Below are 22,979 nucleotides of genomic sequence, written 5' to 3'. Positions count from 1 at the left end.
AGTGAAAGCTTCGTACCGCTAGCACATGCGCTAACATGCAACCTCATCCATCTGCCTACGCCCTCCTCCGTTAGTAACAAAATTGTGAATAAGCGCAGTTTCGCTTGCTGTTTTAATCCAAGTAGTGTGATCGTCGCAACGTGACAACGTCGGTCAAGACAATGTGGTGTGCGCTGGATCGGCTTAAGCTGATCGTTCAAATTAGCTCTCTCCCCCTCCTGATCTCCTCCTTATTGCAAGCGTTACAAGCGCAAATAAGGAGGATGTGCCTGTTGTCTATTTGAGCAACACTAGAAACTCTGATCGTCACCGTCGGCGCGCGTTATCTGTTGTGCCATTGCTCGCTAGCACGACACCCATCGTCACGCCGCTCGACGACCTCCGAATTTTTTCTTTGTGCGGAAAGTGATTATGAAAAAATTGCGTCACCTCTCTATCAGCCAACGAATCAGCCTAACGGCCTCTGCAATCGTGTTAGTCGGTCTGGGTTTGGTCAGCACCATCTCTCTTTCAACTCTGAATACCAGTCAATCAGCAATGTCATCTCAGGTGACAGAGAATGTGAAGCGGGATCAGGTGATAAAAATGCAGAACCGGGCAACGGCACTCAGTGAAGAGATTCATGCCTACATCGCTTCTCCGCTCGATACGGTGCGAACCATTGCTCAGATATATACGTCAGAAGCGGAAAAGAATAAGTCATCACGGATCCTCGATCGTGATGATATTCCTAGGATCATGTATTCGATTTTGAAACGTCAGCCTGAGTGGCACAACATCTATACCGAGTGGCAAAAAAACGTCTTAGGGGCCGATGCCTTTTATTATGGCGATCCAACCAGTGCAGCGGATGGACGCTATGTACCGTCTGTATCGGTGGATGAGAACGGAGAAATGCGTCTTCGAGCCGCTCAAAACTTTTCAGAATCCAACCCTTGGTATCAGTGCCCGGTGAACACACAAAAAGATTGTATTACTGATCCAAGAACGGCTCAGATTAATGGTCAAACGCAAACGGTGTTCGATGTGACAACTCCCGTTTTTCGCTTTGATAAAACGGTTGCTATGGTGGGAAGTACGCTCAAGACCTCGCAAATCCAATCACTCTTAGCCAAACGTGCCGATAATGACGGGGAACTATTTGTTATCAGTCAAGATGGTCGGATTGTGGCTAGTACCGATCAGCACGTTCAACATGGCGCTGCGGTCTCGGGACTTTCCTCTCCTGCTTACCAACCACTTTCTAACCTTCTAAGCCAGAAGGCAACAAACCAATTCAAGCAAACCGATTCGCACTTTTACGTATCGCAACCCATTGAGTTTGGCAATATGACCAAGACCTGGTCGGTGATGATTGTGACCCCTATCTCTGCTGCTATGGCACCGGTGACGCAACTCAATCAAATGATGACCGAGGCCGAGACGCATATCCAAAACACCATCTATCTGGTAAGTGGTATCGTGCTGATTTTGGCGTTTATCATCATTCAAGTCGTCATCAAACGCCAATTGGCGCCGTTAACCAGTGTTGATCACTCCATTCAGGCGATTGCGCAAGGCGGTGGGGATTTAACTCAGCGTTTATCCGTCACGGGTAAAACCGAGATTGATAGTATCAAACAGTCAGTCAATCAGATGCTGGATGCGCTACAGTCGATGGTTGGCCAAATTCAGCAAGCAGGTGGACGCTTATCGGATACCTCAACGACAGCTAACCATGCGATCACCGATGCGCATCAAGCGCTGTCTGAAAATACGGAGACCTTGCATCAAGCGGCGACGGCCATGGAACAACTAACAGCAACGTCCAAAGATGTGGCAACCAACTCTGAAGCCTCCAAAGAGAAAAATGCCGCGGTGGTGTCGTCACTGAATCAATGTATGGATAATGTGACCAACAACGTAGCGCGCAATCAAACAGCGAACAATGATCTACAAAAAGCCAACAGTTTTGTCAGCGAAGTCAAAGCCAGTGGTAGCGATATTGCCGCACTACTCGATGATATTCGTGGCATTTCGGATCAAACGAACTTATTGGCGCTCAATGCCGCGATTGAGTCAGCACGCGCCGGTGAAGCTGGCCGAGGATTTGCGGTGGTCGCTGACGAGGTACGCGCGTTAGCCCAGCATTCACAAAAATCTGTCGATCAAATCGTATCGACACTTGAAACATTCAACCAACTATTGACGGATATTGAAGCGGTTATCCAACAAGGTGAGCGCGGTGCCGCAGAGGGTTATCAAGCGAGTGTCTCCGTTCAGCAGACCTTAAACGAGATTGTTGATTTGGTACACCAGCTCGGCGATATCAATTATCAAACCGCAGGCGCAGCCGAGGAGCAAAGTGCCGTTTCGCAGCAAGTGGCCGAAAATATCCAAGCCCTTTCACAACGTATAGAGCAAACCTTATCGCTCAGTGAGCAAGCACAAGGCGCAAACCATACGCTGAACCAAGAAGCCACCACCATCCGTCAGCTGGTCGAGACGTTCAAAGTCTAATTCGGCGCTCTCTCTTGATCGCAAAAAGGGCACCATTTGCAGGTGCCCTTTTTATTTGCTGTCTAGAATCGCTATGTGATGAAACGTCACTGCAAAGCTCGATTACTGCCGATCTAACTGTGCTTTCATCGCTTCACGAAAGACTTGATCAGCGTCGGCAATACCCAATTGCTCAGCATCACGCAGCAATCCCATTGCTTTGTCGACATCGTTGTCTGCAATCGCGGTTCGAATAGCCTGATGATAAAAATTCACGCTTTCTTGTTGCGGACGTTCAGTGTTGGAGAGCACTGGCAGCACAGTAGACGGAGCATCAGTACGTGCTCCCAAAGCGGTTGCCTCAATTGAAAGCTTCCCGGTTAAAGCGCGCGGAACTTGAATATCGCCTACCTCTGGAAAGTAATTCCCTCTTCCCTCTGCGTCCAATTTCGCTGGGTGGCTGACCGCCACCGTTTCATCAAGTTTATCTTTATCAGTAAAAATAACCAAATAGAGCGCACTGTCACCTACTTGTGGGTGGACTTTAATATTACCTTGCAAACGGTTTCCATCGGCTAGACGGGGCTTTAGATAAACCAATCCTTGATCATCAATCTCCGCGCGAATATCGCCAGACTGGTTAATCACTTTGGCACTTGGGACAAAAACACTATCGTTTATTTCTGCCTCGATATTGATATCCAATCCATTTTTTACCATGGGTAATTCAAAAATAACGCCAGGGCTATCAATGCTATGTATATCTAGGACTTGTGCTTGTGTGGTTACCGCTACTTTGATCTCTTTATCCATCTCTAGCGGTAGTTGTTTCGCTTTCTCAATCTGCGTCACTGCCTTTCCTTTCGGTGCAATCTGATATTGGTTATCAACGATCGTCGAGCACCCATTAAGCAGTAATAATCCAGAGAGAAATAACACTTTTTTGTTCATATAAAACACCTAAAAAAATAGCCGACAATTGTCGGCTATGAAAAAAGACAGTTTAAAAAATACTTACCACCAAGCTTCAACCTGTACGCCAGCTACAAGCTCATTATCTTCACCTGAACCAAAAGCGTCATCGTTTTCAAGGTCAGAGATATAAGATCCATATACGCGGATTTCAGGACGTGCCCAGAAGCTGTCACCCATTGCCCATGCTTGCGCAACGGTCAATTTAGAGTTACCAAAGTCTTCGACCGCGTTACCGCCATCATTGATTTTCTCACCCGCATTATAGCCAGCTTCGAATACAGTACGCATGGTATCATTCCATTTGTACATAGGGCGTGCTACGACAGAGAATTGATCAATATCGAGTGTAGAGGCGCCGATATCAGAACCAGCTAAGTAAGCAAGTTGATGGCCCATTTCCCAAGACTCACCTAGATTCATTACCCCCCAGTTAATCAGACGATAGCCTGTCGCGTCATTTTGATCACCTGAGCGGTCATAGTAAGTACCAGCCCCCCAGAAATTAGCCGCTTGAACGCCATAACCATTGGTACCGTACTGAAGAATAGTTTGATTAAAGCCATTATCCATTCCCTGGTGGATAATACCGGTAACCAATAGACCATCGTCTCCTTGAAGATCTTGATCGGCTTTTTCAACGCCAAAGTTATAAGCTGCCGCCAGTTCTAACTTAGCATCTGACCATAAATCGATATCGGCTAGGCGAATATCGGCAATATAACCATTAACATCTTCCGATGTAGATTCTTTACCAATCACTCCCCAAGTAGGTACGGTAGACGTGTTGTCATCTGCATCTTTCCAACCATATTTATCTTTATCAGAAGTAATAGTCTGAGAGCCATTATCTTGAATCAATGCTAAAGACAATTTCTGATCGCCAACGGATAGATTTTCAATACCACCACCGGTGCCTGATGTATTCAAGAAGTAGAAATCAGTGATGTGGATATCTTTACGTTGATAATAAGTTTTACCCGCCCAAAGTGTTGCCTCTTTGTCGGCCAACACGCCTTTTGCTTTTACGGCAAACTGAGCGACATTGAAGTCACCATCTTCCCAGCCACTTTCACCAGGCGCGCCCGACGCAATCATTGATTCAACTCGCCAAGTTTGTTCACCGGTTTTTAGCTCTTCCGAAAACCCAAACTCCGAGTAGTTGTCATTTTCGTTACCGAGGCGACCAATACCATTTTTATTGATAGCCAAATCACCGGTGTCAGAATTATCATAATTAGATGCACTAATTCCAGTCCCTGCTCGCATGTAGCCATTAAAGTCGACAGCGAATGCTGAGGTGGCAGTGACAGCAGTCGCAACAGCCGCCGCAATTAAACTTACTTTTCTCATACCTTACTCCATAATGGGCCTTTTTTACGTGTCTCTTCACACCGGCAGTGGGTAGTGGGAAAAGACAATGTGTCCAAGGCTTAGCTTTCTTCGTTATCCTGGAATTATCCTATCCCTGAGCGGTCATTTTGGCGTCATCCGGCCGTGCGATTTCAGGGGGAGGAGGAGAAAGGATGAGTGAGAGCCAATTATCTAAACTTGTCGAGCGGGGTCACTGAACGAGGGCGTAATTGGTAATTATTTTTCGCTAAACAGGCCTACAAAACGTCGACATGATCACTATTAATAGATTTATTCTTAAAGGCATGAAACTTAATTACATACTGGGCAATCATCATAAATGTGACATCAGATTGAATTGTTTATGATTAAAAGCTCTAATGGCAGCGAGTCTAATTTAATGGTGTTATTTATGTCGATTTGTTTTCCTGCTCCTTATTCATTAGGGGCTCAGTTATACGGCTCAGGTTGTCGATTTACTTTGTACGCACCAGACCAGGACTGCGTGCATTTATTGCTGTGGCATCAAGGGCACCAACCTCAGCGGCTCGCCATGCGCGAATACAAACGTGGTTATTGGACAAAAGAGGTCGCTGATGTGGTTGCAGGGCAAGATTACAGTTTTGAAATCTCACATAATGGCCAAACATGGTGCGTGGCCGATCCGTATGCGCAAGCGGTGATTGGCCCTTTAAGCTATCAGCCTCCTTATACACCATCGCAAAGTACATTACTGGCGCGCTGCCAAGTTGTGGATCATGCGCCATTTGATTGGCAAGGCGTGTCATCCCCTCAGCGTCCAATGTGCGACACTGTGATTTTTGAAACTCATGTTAAAGGGCTGACTCAGCAGCACCCGGATGTGGACCCGACGGAAAAAGGGCGTTACTTGGGTTTAATCTCACCAGCGATGTTGGCGTTTTACCAAAAACATCATATTAATTGCCTGCAACTGCTTCCTATCACCGCCTGCTTACCCGAGCCGCATTTACTCAGCCAGCAAAAAACCAATTATTGGGGCTATAACCCTTATGTTTGGATGGCCCCGGATCCGCGTTATGCCGAAAAGGACGCGATTAATGAGTTGAAAACAGCAATACGCGAGCTACATCGTCACGACATTGAGGTGATTTTAGACGTGGTATTTAATCATACCGCGGAAGGTGGCGACGGTGGACCGATACTGCATTTTAAAGCGATCGACCAGGCAATGTATCTCCAGGATAACCAACAGCTGCGCAATTATACCGGTTGTGGCAATACCCTTGATTTACGCCATCCTGCCGCGCTAAAACTGGTGCTCGACACCTTGCGTATGTGGGTCACCCACTATCACGTGGATGGGTTTCGATTCGATCTCGCCGCCACTGTGGGGCGAGACGGTGAGGCTTTTCATCCACATAGTGCCTTTTTCCACGCTATTGCCCAAGACCCTATCCTTTCTACCGTCAAACTGATTGCTGAACCCTGGGATATTGGCCCCAATGGTTACCAGTTAGGCCAGTTCCCAGCAAATTGGGCCGAGTGTAACGATAAAATCCGCGATACCACCCGCAGTGTATGGCGTGGCGATCCAGGCAAGTTACAAGATTTTGCTACTCGTCTTATGGGATCGCGTGACTTTTTTAGTGCCAGCCACTGGCCCGATCATTTGCCGATTAACTATGTAACCTATCATGACGGTTTTACCCTGCAAGATATGGTCAGTTACGCCAAACGACATAACCACGCGAACGGTGAGAATAACCGAGATGGTCACGGTGACAACCGCTCTGCGAACTATGGCATCGAAGGACCGACAGACGATCCCACAATCATGGCTGTTAGGGAGCAGCAAAAGCGTAATATGATCGCGAGTATTTTGTTCTCATTGGGCACCCCGCATATTCTGACCGCGGATCTCATCAGTCACTCGCAACAAGGTAATAACAATGCTTACTGCCAAGATAACCCCACGAGTTGGCTAAACTGGCAAACGCAGAATCACGCTTGGTCAAATTGGTTTGCCACCATGATTGCGCGTCGCAGTACTATCGTGCCGCGCTTTATTGATGCATTGAGTGGCACACAGCGCCATTTAAATCAGATTGCGTGGCGCCATTCGAATGGCGATCCGATTCAAGATCACCAATGGCCAAACCTGCAAGCGCTCAGCTGTCAGATCACGATCGGCGCGCATCACCCTGACGCGGGTCAATCAATGCTTATAGCCATTAATAGCAGCGACACCGCCCAAGCGTTACGGCTACCGAGTGATCACCAATGGCGCATTGTCTGTGATACGGCGACCGATGAGACGACTGTCACTGCACCAGAAGCATTCCAACGCTTGGCAGCAAAGAGCTTTTTAGTCTGTATTGACGGTGATTGGCTGTAGCCTAATATCCCCCGCATCAAAAAAGGCAGCTGTTATCAGCTGCCTTTTACGTGGTTCTTAACAATCAATGGTGGGTTGAGGGTTACCCTTTCACGCCACCTGCGGTCAAACCACCCACTAACCAACGTTGTGCTAGCAAGAAGACACCGGTAATCGGTACTGCTGACAGCACGGCTGCCGCCGCGAAATCACCCCACAGGTAGTTTTGCGGATACAAATACTGCTGCATCCCTACCGCCAAGGTATAAGAGTCGACATCCGATAACAGAATCGAAGCCACCGGTACCTCACCCACGGCCATAATAAATGCCAGAATAAAGACCACCGCCAAGATTGGTACTGAGAGCGGAAGTAGTACCAGCCTAAAGGCTTGCCATGGCGTGGCCCCATCCAAAGCCGCAGCCTCTTCGAGGGAGCCGTCAATGCTTTCAAAGTACCCTTTAATGGTCCAGACGTGCAACGCAATCCCGCCTAAATAGGCAAAGATCAAGCCGCCATGAGTGTTGAGCCCTAAAAATGGAATGTACTGACCTAACTTATCAAACAAGGCGTAGATAGCCACCAATGCCAGCACTGCCGGGAACATTTGGAAGATCATCATTGCATCGAGGATAGTCTGCTTACCTTTAAACCGCATACGGGCAAAGGCGTATGCCGAGGTGGTAGACAGCACTACAATAAATAACGAAGTAATGCCTGCAACCTTCACCGAGTTCCATAACCACAATAAGACGGGGAATGGTGGAGGAGTGACTGTGCCATCCGGATTAGTCACCGAGAAACCCAGTGCTAACTTCCAGTGCTCCAGTGACGGATTTTTCGGGATCAAGCTCCCGGTAGCAAAATTACCCTCACGGAAGGAAATCGCAATAATCATTAACAGCGGGAATAAAATCAGCGCCAAAAATAAGCACAGGCCAATATGGGTTGCCCAGACGCGATATTTTAAGGATTTACCTTGTACCATTGCCATATTAAATATCCTTACTGCGTGTTTTTATGTGCCAAGCGCAGATTCACCAGAGCTAAAGCGCCAACTAAAATGAAAATCAGCGTCGCAATCGCACTCGCCAAACCAAAATCCTGACCGCCACTGCCTTCAAACGCAATTCGGTAGGTGTAACTGACCAGCAAGTCGGTATAACCGGCCGGTTCAGATGTACCAATTCGACTCGGTCCACCCTCTGTCAGCAACATAATCATCACAAAGTTATTGAAGTTAAACGCAAAGGCTGCAATCAGCAGAGGCGTGAGAGGCTTGATCATCATCGGTAATGTGATGCGGGTAAAGTTTTGGATGAAATTCGCACCGTCAATGGCTGATGCCTCATAGAGATCATCCGGAATGGCCTTCAGCAAGCCCATACAAAGAATCATCATATAAGGAAAGCCCAGCCAAGTATTGACCGTTACCACCATACTTCTGGCCATTACAGGGTCTGAGAACCAATTAGGACTGATCCCAAACAGAGCCTCTAATACCATATTGATTTCACCGAAGCTTTGATTATATAAACCACGGAAAATCAAAATCGAAATAAACGCTGGCACCGCATAAGGCAGAATAAGGAGTAGACGATAAATAGACTTACCCTTCAACTCTTCCCACTGAACAAGGCTGGCAAGAATCAAACCAATAAATAGGGAAAAAGCGACAGATAATACCGAAAAGACAATCGTCCAAATAAAGATGCCAATAAAGGGCTCTTTAATTCCATCATCCGTCCATACGCGTTCGAAATTATCGGTACCAATTTGAACAACATATCCAGGTGAAACAGTATCGCCAACAAATTCGCCGGCATCGTTAACCGCTTGGTAATAACCGATCTCATCATTTGGCTTGAGTGTTTCACCGGTTTGGTTATTGATCAGTGTACGACCATCATCTTGCAGGCTGTAAAGCGGTTGAATGGCAGCAAACTTCCTTAAACCGCTCATCCGAATGATTTGATCATCGCTGCGTTTAAGTTCGAGAGCGCTGAGTGCGTCTCGATTTTGGATCACCGCTCGTAATGTCGCTTTTTCGCCCGAGATACTGTCGACTGGCGTTAACGCCAGTGTTTGGGCTGGAAGGGCTGCAAAGTCAAACGGTTTGGTGGCGTAGCGAGCCTCCGGCATCTCCACCACAAGACGCGTGCCTTTATCCGTTTGGTAAAGAGAAAACGGATAGCTATCACCACTTTGGAAGGTACGCTCTAGCAATACCGACTGAGCGCGTTCGAAAGATAACTGGTTGGAGGCACTATAATTGGTAAGTGAAAGCCCCACGGTGTATACCAATGGGAAAATGATGAAAAGAATCATTCCCGCGATACCTGGATAAATGTATCGGTGGGCATATGTCTTTTTACTACCAAAAATGTACAGCGCTAACGCGGTTAACACCACGGTTAACAGGGCAAAAGCAGTTTCACCACGCGAATACATTAAAACGGTGGCATAACCGTTAATAATAGCCACAGAGGCCAGCAGCGCCCATTTGATGAACGCTTTTGTGCCGCTGGGCAAAGAAGAGCCTGACGTTGTCATAGCTTGAGAACCTTGGACTGACTGCATAAGGAACGCTACTCACTTAATTCTGAAGTGTGCAGGGAGGACGCATCCCCCCTGCAGATAGAGCTTATTTAACCATCTGTTTTTCTGCGTCGTTAAGAGCAGCTTCAACGCTTTGACGGTCATCAACCACGTTGATAATTGCGTTTTTGGCTGCCGCCCAGAACGCGTTCATTTGCGGAATGTTTGGCATTACCTCGCCATGCTTAGCGTTTTCCATCGTTGCCGCAATGCGCGGATCTTTAGCAAGTTCAGCTTGATAAGCATTTAACGCCACCGCACCCAGAGGCTTATCCGCATTCACGGTTGATAGGCCTTCATTGGTCAGCAAATAGTTTTCAAGAAACTCGACGGCGAGTGCCTTGTTTGGCGACGCGGTGCTAATACCGGCACTTAACACGCCAACAAAGGGCTTAGAGGCTTCACCTTGGAAAGTTGGCAAGGTAGCCACACCATAATTAATGCCTGACTTCTCAACGTTCCCCCACGACCATGGGCCATTGATGGTCATCGCTGTGTCACCTTTGTTAAACGCAGCTTCAGAAACGGAATAATCCATATCAGAAGAAATCACGCCATCTTTGACCATCTGCTTCATGAAGTTAAGTGCATCGTGAACCCCTTTATTATTGATGCCCGCATCTTTGACATCATAACCCGTTGCCGTTTGTTTAAACGCATAACCGCCATCAGCCGCCATTAGTGGCCAAGTAAAGTAGGGTTCTTTTAAGTTCCACATGATGGCCGATTTGCCTTGCTCTTTGAGCTTGGCATCCATCGAAACCACGTCTTGCCACGTTTCTGGCGGATTAGGGACGAGATCTTTGTTGTAGATAAGAGACAGTGACTCCACGGCCACCGGATAACCGACGTATTTGCCTTTGTATTTGACCGCATCCCAAGCAAAATCGACCATGCCGTCTTTTAAACGATCCGACGGACGGATTTCTGTCAATAAGCCTGACTCGGCATAGCCACCGAAACGGTCATGCGCCCAAAAAACGATATCTGGGCCATCACCCGTTGATGCGGTTTGCGGGAACTTGTCTTGCAGGCCATCAGGGTGAACCACGGTTACAGGAATGCCCGTGTCTTGTTCAAAACGGTCACCCACTTCGGCAAGGCCGTTATAACCTTTGTCACCATTAATCCAAATGGTCAGCTGGCCTTCTTCGATATTCGCATTTGCACCAAATGAGCCAAGTGCAATCAGGGTACCGAGGGCAACAGCGCTAAGTGATTTATTCATCTTTCTATCCTTCTTCTACTGAGGTGTAGCACGATTCCATGGAGGATGAGCTGTGTTTCAGGCTCTATCATGGGTAATTCCTCTTCATTCCTCATCATCCTGGTCTCTACGCCCTACACCTATGCGAGCGAATTCGTGATCCATATCGCTCGTCACTAATGATGCGGCTCACAAAAATAAACTGAACGTGATCAAGTTCAACTAATTAACTCAGATTTTTGTGAAGTACGCCCTCAAATTATTTTAGGTAGGAGAAAATCCTCCTCCCCGCCTACTCCCCCTGTAATAATTGATGATAGGAGGATGCAGGGCTAGCGCAGATAAGACACACTGAGTCTCATCAAAAAAAGCATGAGTGGTATTTTCCCTAGTGTGGCTAATTAATCATCAACGAACGTTAAACAAAAGCGGTAACGCTTATAACGACCCACATTGATAACATAACCACGTATCATGCAAATTGAGCCGAATTAATGAAAAGCGATTGAGGGCGAGCGACATGGCAAGTGTCACGTTTAAAAACGTTTGTAAAGCGTATGACAACGATGTAATGATTTCTAAAAACGTTGACCTAGAGATTAAAGATGGCGAATTTGTCGTCTTTGTCGGTCCTTCTGGTTGCGGTAAATCCACCTTATTGCGCTGCGTTGCCGGGTTGGAAGATATTACGTCGGGCGACCTTTACATTGATGATCAGCGAGTAAATGATATTGAGCCATCTAAGCGTGGCGTCGGCATGGTGTTCCAATCCTATGCCCTTTATCCCCACTTAAACCTCTACGACAATATGTCATTTGGTTTAAAGCTGGCAAAAGCCAATAAGGCTGAGGTAGATAAACGCGTGCATCAAGCGGCGGAGATTTTGCAACTTGGTCACTTATTAGATAGACAACCAAAATCCCTGTCGGGCGGCCAACGTCAGCGCGTCGCCATTGGCCGTACCCTAGTGTCTCAACCACAGGTTTTTCTACTTGATGAACCCTTATCGAATCTCGATGCCGGGTTACGGGTGCAGATGCGTGCACAAATCACCAAGTTACAACGTCAGCTTGGCTGTACCATGATTTATGTCACCCACGATCAGATTGAAGCCATGACCATGGCCGATAAAATTGTGGTGCTAGATGAGGGCCGTGTCGCGCAAGTGGGCAAACCGCTTGAGCTATACCACTACCCACAAAACCGCTTTGTTGCCTCTTTTATTGGCTCACCAAAAATGAATTTCATGAGCGTATTCATCGCAGATGTTGAGCCAGCTCGGGTCAAAGTGCAGCTAAGTGAGGGGGCCAGTTTCTGGATACCGGTCGATGGCAAAACCGTCACCCGCGGTGATCGTATGTCGCTAGGGATTCGCCCAGAGCATTTAATCGCCGCCAAAGACGGTGATGCCAAAATCGAAGGGGAAGCGACCATCGTTGAGAAGTTGGGTAACGAGACGCAAATTTATCTCAACCTAGAAAGTGCCGATGCAGATGTGATCTATCGTCAACTCGATACGGTTGAGATTGAGCCCGGCGAGAAGTACGCGATTGGTATTCCCGCTCACCGCTGTCACTTGTTCCACAGCGACGGCCGCGCGTGCAAGCGTCTACACCGTGAAAACGGCGTGACCTTCGTTGACGAAGAAGATGCGGCATAAAATGGCGCCTTAAAGATAATGATTAGGCCGCATACGCGGCCTTTTTTGATGGATTCAACCTAGAACAAGGCGGTAAACGGTACAGTGAACATCGCGGTGCAGTCTGCGCGAGGCGACAAATAAAAACGCACCAAGGATTAACTTGGTGCGTTCCTCGTTAGGTCGTCTAGCGTGGTTTGAAGTTATTCACCCTTGCCAGCGATAAAAAACCGTGGCTAGCGGTGGCAAATTGAGCGTCAGTGATTGGGGTTGCTCATGCGCTGATACTTTATCCGTACTTACTATTTGATAAACCGGATAACCACTGCCCCAAAATGCCTCATCATCGGAGTTTAATATCAGTTGGTAGTCGCCACTCATCGGTACACCTAGGTGAAAACCATCACGTGGTACAGGCGTGAAATTACTCACCACCAGCACTCGCGAGCCATCATCGCCCAACCGCTCATGGGCCATGATACTGATATCTGCCGCATCTTTGACTCGCCATTCAAACCCTGTCGGATCACAATCGAGTCGGTACAATGCTGGCGTCGACACATAAAGAGCATTGAGGGCTTTCACCAGAGCTTGAACACCTTGGTGACGTTCATACTGCAACCAGTGCCACTCAAGTTGACTATCGTGATCCCACTCTGCTGTTTGACCAATCTCCGCCCCCATAAAATTCAGTTTTTTTCCGGGTTGACCATACATATAGCTCAAATAGGCGCGTAAATTAGCCGTTTGTTGCCACTCATCGCCAGGCATTTTGCCCATCAGAGAGCCTTTACCATAGACCACTTCGTCATGCGATAGCGGTAACACATAGTTCTCACTAAACGCATAAACGAATGGAAAGGTCAGCGTATCGTGATGATAGCGTCGATGCACCGGTGCTTCACGGATATAACTTAAGCTGTCATGCATCCAGCCCATATTCCATTTGAATCCGAACCCAAGTCCTCCCATATACGTGGGCGCAGACACGCCAGGAAATGCGGTGGACTCTTCAGCAATCGTCATCGCATTGGGAAAATAGTGATAAACCGACTCGTTCATCCATTTTAGTGTCGCAATCGCGTCGTAATTTTCGTTTCCACCGTCAGCGTTGGGGAGCCATTGGTCATGCTCACGCGAATAATCGAGATAGAGCATCGACGCGACGGCATCCACGCGTAGACCATCAATGTGAAATTGATCGAGCCAATACAGCGCATTATTCACTAGAAAACGGCGCACATGATCTTTACCCATATCGTAGAGATGGCAGTGCCAATCATTATGCCAACCGCGACGCGGATCAGGATCGTGATACAAAGGGGTGCCATCAAAGTACGCAAGTCCATGATCATCGGTGGGAAAATGCCCCGGCACCCAATCAAGGATCACGCCGATCCCTGCCTGATGGCATTGGTCGACAAAATACTTAAAATCATCCGGCGAACCGTAGCGGCTGGTCGGTGCAAAAAGTCCTATGGGTTGATATCCCCAAGACCCATAAAAAGGGTGTTCACTGACCGGCATTAGCTCCACATGGGTATAGCCCATATCAACCAGATACGGCACTAAGCGCGCAGCAAGGTCGCGATAGCCCAGCATTTGGCCATTTTCATCATGTTGCCACGAGCCAAGATGTAACTCATAAAACGACAAGGCTTGTTGATGCTTTGCGGTTATGGGTCGTTGCTGCCACTGATGATCGTTCCATTGATAAACAGACTGATCATAAGTCAGTGACGCAAACGAGGGATAAGGCTCAGCGTACGCCCCGTAAGGATCGGCTTTATGGGGTAAACCCTGTCCGTCAGGACCGGTTAAGGCGTATTTATAGCGTTGGTGTGTGCCAAGGTTGGCAATAAACCCGACCCAAAAGCCATCTTCAATGGGCGTCATCAAGGCGGTATCAGCGTGCCATTGGTTCCAATCGCCAATCACGCTGACCGATTGCGCATGAGGGGCAAAGACAATAAAACGCACGCCTTCAATAGGCTCACCCTTAACCGGCAAGGTCATAGGATGCGCACCCATGAGCTGATGCGCATAGCGAGGATTGTGCAAGGCCGCGAGATCGATGTCGTAGTGATCGGGGTGCGTATAGTATGGTGTCATCGAGGAAGAGGAATGTGACACAGAAGGCTCCTTATAGAAAAACGCTCCATCCCATGTGTGTTGGCTAGCACTAAGGATAGAGCGTGGTCGCGTGGTGATCAGGCGATCAAACGGATAGATGACTCGCGTGTAAGCGTACCCGCGAAAGATCCTTCGCCAGTTGATTTAACTCTTCGCGGCTAAACAACGTATCTAGGTTCACAGAGAGTTTACGTCGCCAGTTAGGATACTCATCAACCGTACCAGGGATATTAACTGGCTTGTCCATTTCTAACCAATCTTCAAGCTGCACACTCAACAGCGCAGATTGGCCGGCTGCGACATGCAATTGTAGTGCGCGACACAAATAGCCATCCATCGGCACATAACGCGCATCTGCCCCTACACCTTCCGGCAACATGCCATGCCAACGAACACTGTCTAAGATCCCTTGTTTCGCTTTTAAGCGATCATCAAACAATTGCTGAAGCTGTGCTTCGTCCGGATACAAGCCCAGCTCTTGACCCATTTTTAAGTCATCACAATGCCAAAATCCCCGAATGGTTGGCATATCATGAGTGGAAAGTGTTGCCATCGCTTGCTCGGTATAATGGGCCGGTGAAATAAATCCACCATCTTCTTCTGACGTTTCAAAGAAGAACACTTTATAAGAATGCACACCCGCATCGCTCAGCAACGCACCAATTTCGTCAGGCACCGTGCCTAAATCTTCACCAATCACACTGCATTGATGGCGGTGTGATTCAAGTGCCAAAATAGCAAGCATGTCTTTTACTGGGTAATATAAATACGCGCCTTCGCTGGCGTTCTTGCCTTTCGGGATCCACCATAAACGCAACAAACCTAGCACATGGTCAATCCTTAATGCACCACAGTGACGCATATTGGCACGCAACAGTTCAATATAAGCATGATAACCCGAAGCTTGCAGCGCTTGTGGATCAAACGGTGGTAAGCCCCAATTTTGTCCTCGCGGCCCCAACATATCGGGTGGCGCGCCAACACTGGCGTCAAGCACGAGTGGCGAGTTATCTGACCATGTTTCACTTCCCGCATCTGAAACACCCACCGCCAAGTCGCGATATAAACCGAGCGCCATGCCTTGTTCTTCGGCGATCGCTTGTGCCTCTTCGATTTGGATTTGAGCAATCCACTGTAAATACATATACAGCTGGATGTCATCATGGTGCTGTTCAATAAAGGCTTGCGTCGCCGCATTCTCATAACGACGGTACTTTTCTGGGAACACCGGCCAGCCCCACATATTCTCGTCGTCTGCGCGCAAGTGTTGATGCAATGCATCAAAGGTCGCTTGCTGTTTTAAGCTGTCACCACCTTGCTCAATAAAGTCTAAGAAAGCGCGGCCACGATGCGTCTGTTGCAGCAACTCCCGCTGTTTAAACTCCTCAAACAGTAACGGCAATACCGCCATCTTCAATGCGGCAACTTCACTATAATCGACCCAATGGGTATCACGCACGGCCTGTAATCGACGTTGAAACGCGGCACTGCCCACCAGTTGCTGCGCTTTGGCGCTCAATGAAAACTCTCGCACCGCGCTGACATCGATATACAAAAGATTAAGCCAGCGACGCGATGACGGGCTATAAGGACTCGCGGCTTCAGGATTGGCAGGGAAAAGCGCATGAATGGGGTTCAGACCAACAAAATCTGCCCCGCGTGACGCCAATTCACTGACCAACTGTTTGAGATCGCCAAAATCACCGATGCCCCAATTATGTGGAGTGCGTAAGGTGTAGAGCTGAATACTCGGCCCCCACATTTTTTTGTGCGCGTTCAGTTCAGGTTGTTTATAGCACTGAGAAGGCGCCATAATTAACGTCATCTGATAGGGAGATTTGCGGCGCTTTCGGTTTACAAAAAGACGGTGGTAGCCCCAAGGTAGAGCGCACGGTAAGCTAAAAACGAGCGGGCCACCCTCACTGCGCTCATCGCGAATAATTTGTGACTGAAGATAACCTTCAAAGCACTCGCCCTGTTCGGTTTCCAAACGCCAACTAAAATCACTGTCTCTGGCACTGGTGCCAAGGTAAAGCGCAATTTCAACCGGTTCGTTGTCTTGCACCACCTGTACGGGGGCAAGCACATCCGTTTTATGTTTTCTCTCCGCTGATGCCAACAACGCATCATCATGACGTGTGTCATAGCCAAGTGACGTTAATAAATCATGTAAGGTACTGTCTGGCACCGCCGCTTCTGTGCCCCAAGCACTGATATAACGGTCGGCAAGGTTCGCCATGTGTGCGACTGTCTTTAATGCAGATTCTTTCATCGCTTTCTCCGAGGGGTCTGCCCCCTTCTTTTATTGGGCAATATTGTTGTCATTATTATCAGGTGGCAAGGCGAATCCCTTGCCACCTATCAGGTTGTTAACCCGTTATATTGCAATTAGCAATTAGCGTTTGATCGCTTTTAGCTGCCAAATATTATTAACATAATCACGGATGGAACGGTCAGAGCTAAACTTACCAACCAGCGCGGTGTTAAGAATGGCTTTGCGTGCCCACTGCGACATGTCTCGATAATCACGATCAATGTCATTGTGTGCGCGGACATAATCAGCAAAGTCAGCCAAACATAAGTACGGGTCACCACTTGTCATCACGCTGTCAAAGACAGGGCGCAGCAAACCAGGCTGCCCTGGCGTGAAGGTTTCATCCAATAGGCTATCTARAGCGGCTTTTAGAAGCGGTTGATTTTGGTACGCTGTTTCGGGTTGATAGCCTTTTTGGCGTAATTCGGTGACACCATCAACATCTAAGCCAAAGATATAGATATTATCGTCACCCACTTCTTCACGGATCTCGACGTTAGCGCCATCCATGGTCCCAATGGTCAAGGCACCGTTAAGGGCCATTTTCATATTACCCGTGCCCGACGCTTCTTTACCGGCCATTGAGATTTGCTCTGACACATCGGCGGCTGGAATGATAATTTCTGCCATGCTTACGCGGTAGTCTGGAATAAACACCACTTTAAGCTTATCGCCAACGCGTGGATCGTTATTGATCGTTTCGGCCACCTTGTTGATAGCGAAAATGATCGATTTTGCCAGTTCATAACCTGGGGCTGCTTTAGCGGCAAAAAAGACCACTCGTGGCGCCATGTCAAAGTTTGGCTCGTTCAGCAAGCGCTGATAGAGCGAAATTACATGCAATAGATTTAAGTGCTGACGCTTATATTCGTGTAGACGCTTGATCTGAACATCGAAAATCGCATCGGTGTTAAGCGTGATATCGAGGTTGGATTTTACCCAGTCAGCAAGGCGCTGTTTATTGCGCTTCTTGACCGCCATGAAGGTTTTCTGAAAATCAGCGTCGTCAGCATATTGTGCAACCTGCTCGAGTTGCTCAAGCTGTGCTGGCCACTGCTCGCCAATTTTTTCACTGATCAAGTTTGATAAATCAGGATTACAGAATTTCAACCAACGACGCGGTGTAATGCCGTTTGTCACATTTTGAATGCGACCTGGATAAAGCGCATCAAACTCAGGGAATAAATCACGTTTAACCAACTGTGAGTGCAAGGCCGCGACACCGTTGACAGCATAAGAGCCAATCACACACAGATTCGCCATGCGCACCATGCGCTCACCTTGATCATCGATCACGGATAACACTTGCTGTTTGCGCACATCACCAGGCCACTTTTGCTCCACGTCTTGTAAGAAACGATGATTGATCTCGAAAATGATCTCCATATGGCGAGGAAGAAGCTCTGCCATGAGCGATTCACTCCACGTTTCAAGCGCTTCAGGTAATAACGTGTGGTTCGTGTAAGCGAAGGTACGGCTAGCAATGGCCCACGCTTCATCCCAACCTAAGCGATAATCATCTAGCAACACACGCATCAGTTCAGGAATGGCGATCGTTGGGTGAGTATCGTTAAGCTGAATGGTTTCATACTCCGGCAACGCCGCCAACGCATGTCCGGCTTCCAAGTGACGGCGAAGAATGTCACCCACTGAGGCGGCGCTATGGAAGTACTGCTGCATTAAACGCAGCGTCTTGCCCGCATCATGATTATCGTTGGGGTAAAGGACTTTAGTCAGGTTACCCGCATCAATATCAGCTTGCTGCGCATGGGTGTACTCGCCCGCATTAAAAGCATCAAGCGCGAACGGTGTCAGTGCTCGACCTTCCCACAAACGCAATGGATAAACGGTGTTACTTTGGTAACCGACAATGGGTAAGTCCCAAGGCATTGCCTGGATTTTCAAGCTAGGCACCCATTGACGATAGGTATGCCCCGCTTCTTCAACGACCTCAACATGGCCATAAAAACCAATGGTTTGAGTCAGGTCCGGACGGACGACTTCCCAAGGGTAGCCTTCTGGCTCACGCCATGCATCAGGCGCTTCTTGCTGCGCCCCTTGATCGAAAGATTGGCGGAAAAGGCCATACTCGTAGTGTAAGCCATAGCCAACTGCTGGATATTGCTGTGCCGCGAGTGAATCCATAAAGCAAGCGGCGAGACGCCCAAGCCCACCGTTGCCGAGTGACGGGTCACGCTCTTGCTCTAATAAGTCGGTAAGACCCAGACCGAGTTCACCAACGGCCTCAGCAATCACATCGTATAAACCCATGCTAATCAGGTTGTTGCCCGTCAAACGGCCAATGAGAAATTCAAGAGATAAATAGTTAACGCTTTTTGCCTGTTTGATCGCTTGATCGTTTTCAGTCGCCACCAAGTCGCCTGTTGTGTGCTCAGCCAATGCACGCCCTAAGGCAAGGTACCAATCGCGTTGTTGAGCGGTTTCAGGTGCGTGACCTAGCTGGGTCAAGTGTTGGACCATGCTGATTTTAAACGCACTTTTATCAAAGGCATGTTGCTGTTTTGGGGTCATGTCATAACTCTCAATAATGGAATGAAACCTTGATGGCTATTCATCCTGCCCAACTCGAGAGTAACAAACATCCTCCCACTCACAGTGACGGAAAGGAGGAGATAGCAGGGCGTAGAGAGCTGTGTCACACACCAACAGTGAGCCGCCTCTCATCAATCCTAGCATCCACATACAAGCCAGTGATCAACATCACGTTATGGGACAAAAAGCATTCGAAAAGCAGCATGAAAAGTAAGAAATCACTTTTGTTATTTTTGTGCGCCAGCGCAAATTCTATATTTTCCAGGACACATAAATGTACAAAGCTATTTTAAAGGATAGCGAAAACAAAAAACTATTGTGATATAAATCACAAATATAGGGCGTAGATGCACCATTCTAGAGCAATCAACACAAGAGTGGAGAGAGATCATAGTTTGCTATCTAGGAGTCGCATACACTCCAAGGAGGATAAAGCAGTGTCGCGCTGAGGGGCCGGCACCGTATTTGAGGTTAAGGACAGTGTGTTATGTGGATCCCATCAAAACTTACTCGACCAGGTCGGCTTTATAACGCCATATTGCGCCCTCGGGTGCTCGATATGCTACAACAAGCGCCTCACTATAAATTAGTGATGTTCCGCTCCCCCGCCGGCTATGGCAAAACAACCATGGCCGCACAATGGCTGGCTGATCAGTCCCATGTTGGCTGGTTTAGTATTGATGATAGTGACAATGATAGCTTCCGCTTTATTAACTACTTGTTACAAGCCCTGCATCAAGCCACGCAAGAAGGCTGCGCAAACACCATTAAGCTTGCTGAGAAGCGCCAATTCTCATCGCTTCGTGCACTTTTATCCGATGTGTTTGCCGAGTTAGCGAATTTTCATGCCACCAGCTATCTGGTATTGGATGATTATCAGCTTATTGATAACGAAGAAATCCATGAAGCCATGCGTTTTTTCATCAAGCACATGCCGGATAACCTCACTTTGGTCGTCACTTCACGAGCCAACCCGCCATTGGGCACCGCGAACTTGCGTGTTCGTGACTTAATGATCGAAATCGGGAACGAATTACTCGCCTTTGATAACGAAGAGACCACCCGCTTTTTTAATCAACGCGTGGCCGATGGGGTCGATGAGTCAACCGCCAATGCCTTGTGTACCTACGTTGAAGGTTGGCCGTCAGCATTGCAACTGATTGCGATTCAAGCACAGCACCAAAAGCGTACACTCATGCAAAGCGCGGCCTCGTGTGCCAGCTTTAACCATGCCCACCTTTGGGACTATTTAGCGGAAGAAGTGTTTGATTTACTTGATACTGAAACCCGTCAGTTTTTGATGAAAGTGTCGGTATTAGAAATGTTCAACGATGAATTAGTCTATGCCTTAACGGAGCGCGGCGACGCGTTGGGGATGCTGGAGTCTCTGAACCGCTACGGTTTATTTATTTATCCACTCGAAGGCGACAACAATTGGTTCCGTTTTCACCATCTATTTGCTGAATTTCTTGCCCATGAGCGCCAGGCTCGGATCCCACAGCAGCAACAAACACTGCATCGGCAAGCGGCCTTAGCTTGGCTCAAGCTTGAATCGCCACATCAAGCATTACGCCACGCACGTTATGGCGAGGATGATGCCCTGTTGGCAGATATTCTGAATCAATATGGTTGGCGGATGTTTAACCGTGGGGAGCTATCGACCCTCGAAGCGGCTATCAGCAAGCTAAATAACGAGTACTTGTACCAGTATCCGAGTTTAAGCCTACTTCGAGCTTGGCTTGCACAAAGCCAGCATCGCTATCATGAAGTGGGTGAGCTATTAGCAAGTGCAGAAAAAGCCTATCAAGCTCGCGAAATACCGCTCGACATTGATTATCAAGGCAATGCCAATGCGCTACTTGCACAGGTGGCAATTAATGCCAACGACCCAGAGCGGGCCATGCGCCTGGCTGAAAAAGCACTTGAGCAACTAGATAGCGCCAATTACCGTGGCCGTATTGTCGCGACATCTGTCGTTGGCGAGGTGAACCATGTGCTCGGCGAGCTCGATCGTGCCTTATCGATGATGCAACAAACCGAAAAACTCGCTCGCCAGCACCAAGTGTATCACCAGGCACTTTGGGCAATTTTACAACAAAGTGAAATTCTCCTGGCACAAGGCTATGTGCAAGCGGCATTTGAACTGCTCGACAGTGCCGATCAACTCATTGAAGATCAGCAATTACACCAAGTTCCTTTACATGAATTTGCTTTACGCCTTCGCGCACAAATTCTTTGGTGTTGGAACCGTTTAGACGAAGCCGAAGCCTGTGCCTACAAGGGGCTCCAAGTGCTAGAGAATCAGCCCCCGAGCAAACATCTACACAGTTATTCCATGCTTGCCCGCGTCGCTGTTAGCCGCGGTGAACTCGACAAAGCTGCCAAGCACATTGAGCATATTGAGCATCTATTACGTGAGTCGGTTTATCATGTCGATTGGACCGCTAACGCGTCTTTATCGTTGTTACTCTATTGGCAAGCCAAGCACGAACTTCCTCATATGGAGGAGTGGCTGCATCAAGCCGTTCGCCCCGCATCGGCCTGTAATCACTTTAGCCAGCTTCAATGGCGTAATATCGCCCGGGCGCACCTCCATCTAGGTCAGTATGATCAGGCTCGCCAAGCCATTGATTTTCTCCGTCGCGAGGCGAACCAAGCCAATCTCGTGACAGATAAGAACCGAAATCTTATCGTGGAAGCGGTGCTCGCCAGTAAAGAGCATGAAACGGAGTATGCGAAAACGCAGCTTCAAGAAGCGCTTATACTCACTAATCAGACGGGTATGATGGGTAACTTTTTAATTGAGGGTGACGCTATCTCATCGCTGTTGCATGCATTGATCGAACAACAAGCGCTTGGCGCGTTAGAACGTCATCGTGCACAACAGTTACTGAAAGAAATCGCCAGCCATCAACGCTCTCGCTCAACCCACTTTGATGAAGCCTTTGTCGAAAAACTGGTGAAGCATCCAAACGTTCCTGAATTAGTACGAACCAGCTCATTGACCCAGCGGGAGTGGCAGGTACTTGGCTTGATTTATTCAGGATTCAGTAACGAGCAAATTGCTCATGAACTGGATGTCGCCGGGACAACCATTAAAACCCACATCCGTAACCTTTATCAAAAACTCAACATTGCCAATCGCAAAGAAGCGGTCGTCACCGCCGAAAACCTCTTGCAATTGATGGGCAATTAACCTCGCACCACTACGCCCTCAGAGGTTTCTGGGGGCGTAGTTATACCTCCCGATCTCAAAAATGAGTATTAAATCCATTTTCACTTCAGTGTTCACATCACAATGTTGACCAAGAGTTTTATCCTCACATCTAGCCCGTCCCTTAGGGATAAATTCATACTACGTCTTGTCGCAAGCGGG

12 protein-coding genes are annotated in these 22,979 nt (G+C 48.1%); 4 read left to right on the top strand and 8 right to left on the bottom strand.

Annotation, left to right across the window (positions count from 1 at the left end; translation table 11 throughout):
- Positions 1-411: 411 nt before the first annotated feature.
- Positions 412-2,499, top strand: a complete 2,088-nt coding sequence (locus BZG81_RS11515) for a methyl-accepting chemotaxis protein (RefSeq protein ID WP_077677434.1) — start codon at positions 412-414, stop codon at positions 2,497-2,499.
- Positions 2,500-2,601: 102 nt separating this feature from the next.
- On the opposite strand, the gene BZG81_RS11510 is transcribed toward BZG81_RS11515, so the two are convergent.
- Together BZG81_RS11510 and lamB are read right to left on the bottom strand one after the other, a co-directional pair.
- Positions 2,602-3,429: a MalM family protein gene (locus tag BZG81_RS11510; RefSeq protein WP_077677433.1), complete on the bottom strand. Its 828-nt coding sequence runs from the start codon at positions 3,427-3,429 to the stop codon at positions 2,602-2,604.
- 63 nt (positions 3,430-3,492) lie between these two features.
- Positions 3,493-4,803, bottom strand: a complete 1,311-nt coding sequence (gene lamB, locus BZG81_RS11505; RefSeq protein ID WP_077677432.1) for a maltoporin LamB — start codon at positions 4,801-4,803, stop codon at positions 3,493-3,495.
- Positions 4,804-5,167: 364 nt separating this feature from the next.
- Between lamB and glgX the strand changes: the two genes are divergently transcribed.
- Complete coding sequence (glgX, locus tag BZG81_RS11500) at positions 5,168-7,180, top strand: glycogen debranching protein GlgX (RefSeq protein WP_077677431.1); 2,013 nt, start codon at positions 5,168-5,170, stop codon at positions 7,178-7,180.
- 82 nt (positions 7,181-7,262) lie between these two features.
- Here glgX and malG read toward each other — a convergent pair whose 3' ends face one another.
- The 3 genes from malG to malE all read right to left on the bottom strand — a co-directional run bounded on the left by malG (position 7,263) and on the right by malE (position 10,985).
- Entirely contained in the window at positions 7,263-8,153 is an 891-nt protein-coding gene (gene malG, locus BZG81_RS11495) for a maltose ABC transporter permease MalG (protein ID WP_077461349.1), read from the bottom strand.
- Positions 8,154-8,164: 11 nt separating this feature from the next.
- Positions 8,165-9,739 (bottom strand): maltose ABC transporter permease MalF, encoded by a 1,575-nt coding sequence (gene malF, locus BZG81_RS11490; RefSeq protein ID WP_077677430.1) that lies wholly within the window; start codon positions 9,737-9,739, stop codon positions 8,165-8,167.
- A gap of 64 nt (positions 9,740-9,803) precedes the next feature.
- Positions 9,804-10,985: a maltose/maltodextrin ABC transporter substrate-binding protein MalE gene (gene malE, locus BZG81_RS11485; RefSeq protein ID WP_077677429.1), complete on the bottom strand. Its 1,182-nt coding sequence runs from the start codon at positions 10,983-10,985 to the stop codon at positions 9,804-9,806.
- 499 nt (positions 10,986-11,484) lie between these two features.
- Here malE and malK point away from each other — a divergent pair, with 499 nt between their 5' ends.
- Positions 11,485-12,624: a maltose/maltodextrin ABC transporter ATP-binding protein MalK gene (malK, locus tag BZG81_RS11480; RefSeq protein ID WP_077677428.1), complete on the top strand. Its 1,140-nt coding sequence runs from the start codon at positions 11,485-11,487 to the stop codon at positions 12,622-12,624.
- Between the two features lie 186 nt (positions 12,625-12,810).
- Here malK and glgB read toward each other — a convergent pair whose 3' ends face one another.
- From glgB to BZG81_RS11465, 3 genes are all read right to left on the bottom strand, one after another.
- Complete coding sequence (glgB, locus tag BZG81_RS11475) at positions 12,811-14,880, bottom strand: 1,4-alpha-glucan branching protein GlgB (RefSeq protein ID WP_443216220.1); 2,070 nt, start codon at positions 14,878-14,880, stop codon at positions 12,811-12,813.
- Positions 14,822-17,008 carry a 4-alpha-glucanotransferase gene (gene malQ, locus BZG81_RS11470; protein WP_077461352.1) on the bottom strand — a complete coding sequence of 729 codons (2,187 nt, stop codon included), beginning with the start codon at positions 17,006-17,008 and terminating at the stop codon, positions 14,822-14,824. Before malQ ends, glgB begins: the two co-directional genes overlap by 59 nt.
- A gap of 123 nt (positions 17,009-17,131) precedes the next feature.
- A complete protein-coding gene (locus BZG81_RS11465; RefSeq protein WP_077461353.1) occupies positions 17,132-19,582 on the bottom strand; it encodes a glycogen/starch/alpha-glucan phosphorylase in 2,451 nt (816 codons plus the stop codon).
- A 508-nt stretch (positions 19,583-20,090) separates the two neighbouring features.
- Here BZG81_RS11465 and malT point away from each other — a divergent pair.
- Positions 20,091-22,799 (top strand): HTH-type transcriptional regulator MalT, encoded by a 2,709-nt coding sequence (gene malT / locus BZG81_RS11460; RefSeq protein WP_077677426.1) that lies wholly within the window; start codon positions 20,091-20,093, stop codon positions 22,797-22,799.
- The last annotated feature ends 180 nt before the right edge of the window (positions 22,800-22,979 follow it).

The organism is Salinivibrio sp. MA607 (genome assembly GCF_001996245.1).
Lineage (GTDB): Bacteria > Pseudomonadota > Gammaproteobacteria > Enterobacterales > Vibrionaceae > Salinivibrio > Salinivibrio costicola.
This window is presented reverse-complemented; position numbering and strand designations above follow the sequence as displayed.

Bases quoted from the DNA above. Each gene is read 5' to 3' on its own strand.
- BZG81_RS11510 (WP_077677433.1), bottom strand. From the start codon at position 3,429: ATGAACAAAAAAGTGTTATTTCTCTCTGGATTATTACTGCTTAATGGG.
- lamB (WP_077677432.1), bottom strand. From the start codon at position 4,803: ATGAGAAAAGTAAGTTTAATTGCGGCGGCTGTTGCGACTGCTGTCACT.
- glgX (WP_077677431.1), top strand. From the start codon at position 5,168: ATGATTAAAAGCTCTAATGGCAGCGAGTCTAATTTAATGGTGTTATTT.
- malK (WP_077677428.1), top strand. From the start codon at position 11,485: ATGGCAAGTGTCACGTTTAAAAACGTTTGTAAAGCGTATGACAACGAT.
- malG (WP_077461349.1), bottom strand. From the start codon at position 8,153: ATGGCAATGGTACAAGGTAAATCCTTAAAATATCGCGTCTGGGCAACC.
- malQ (WP_077461352.1), bottom strand. From the start codon at position 17,008: ATGAAAGAATCTGCATTAAAGACAGTCGCACACATGGCGAACCTTGCC.
- malE (WP_077677429.1), bottom strand. From the start codon at position 10,985: ATGAATAAATCACTTAGCGCTGTTGCCCTCGGTACCCTGATTGCACTT.
- BZG81_RS11515 (WP_077677434.1), top strand. From the start codon at position 412: ATGAAAAAATTGCGTCACCTCTCTATCAGCCAACGAATCAGCCTAACG.
- malT (WP_077677426.1), top strand. From the start codon at position 20,091: ATGTGGATCCCATCAAAACTTACTCGACCAGGTCGGCTTTATAACGCC.
- malF (WP_077677430.1), bottom strand. From the start codon at position 9,739: ATGCAGTCAGTCCAAGGTTCTCAAGCTATGACAACGTCAGGCTCTTCT.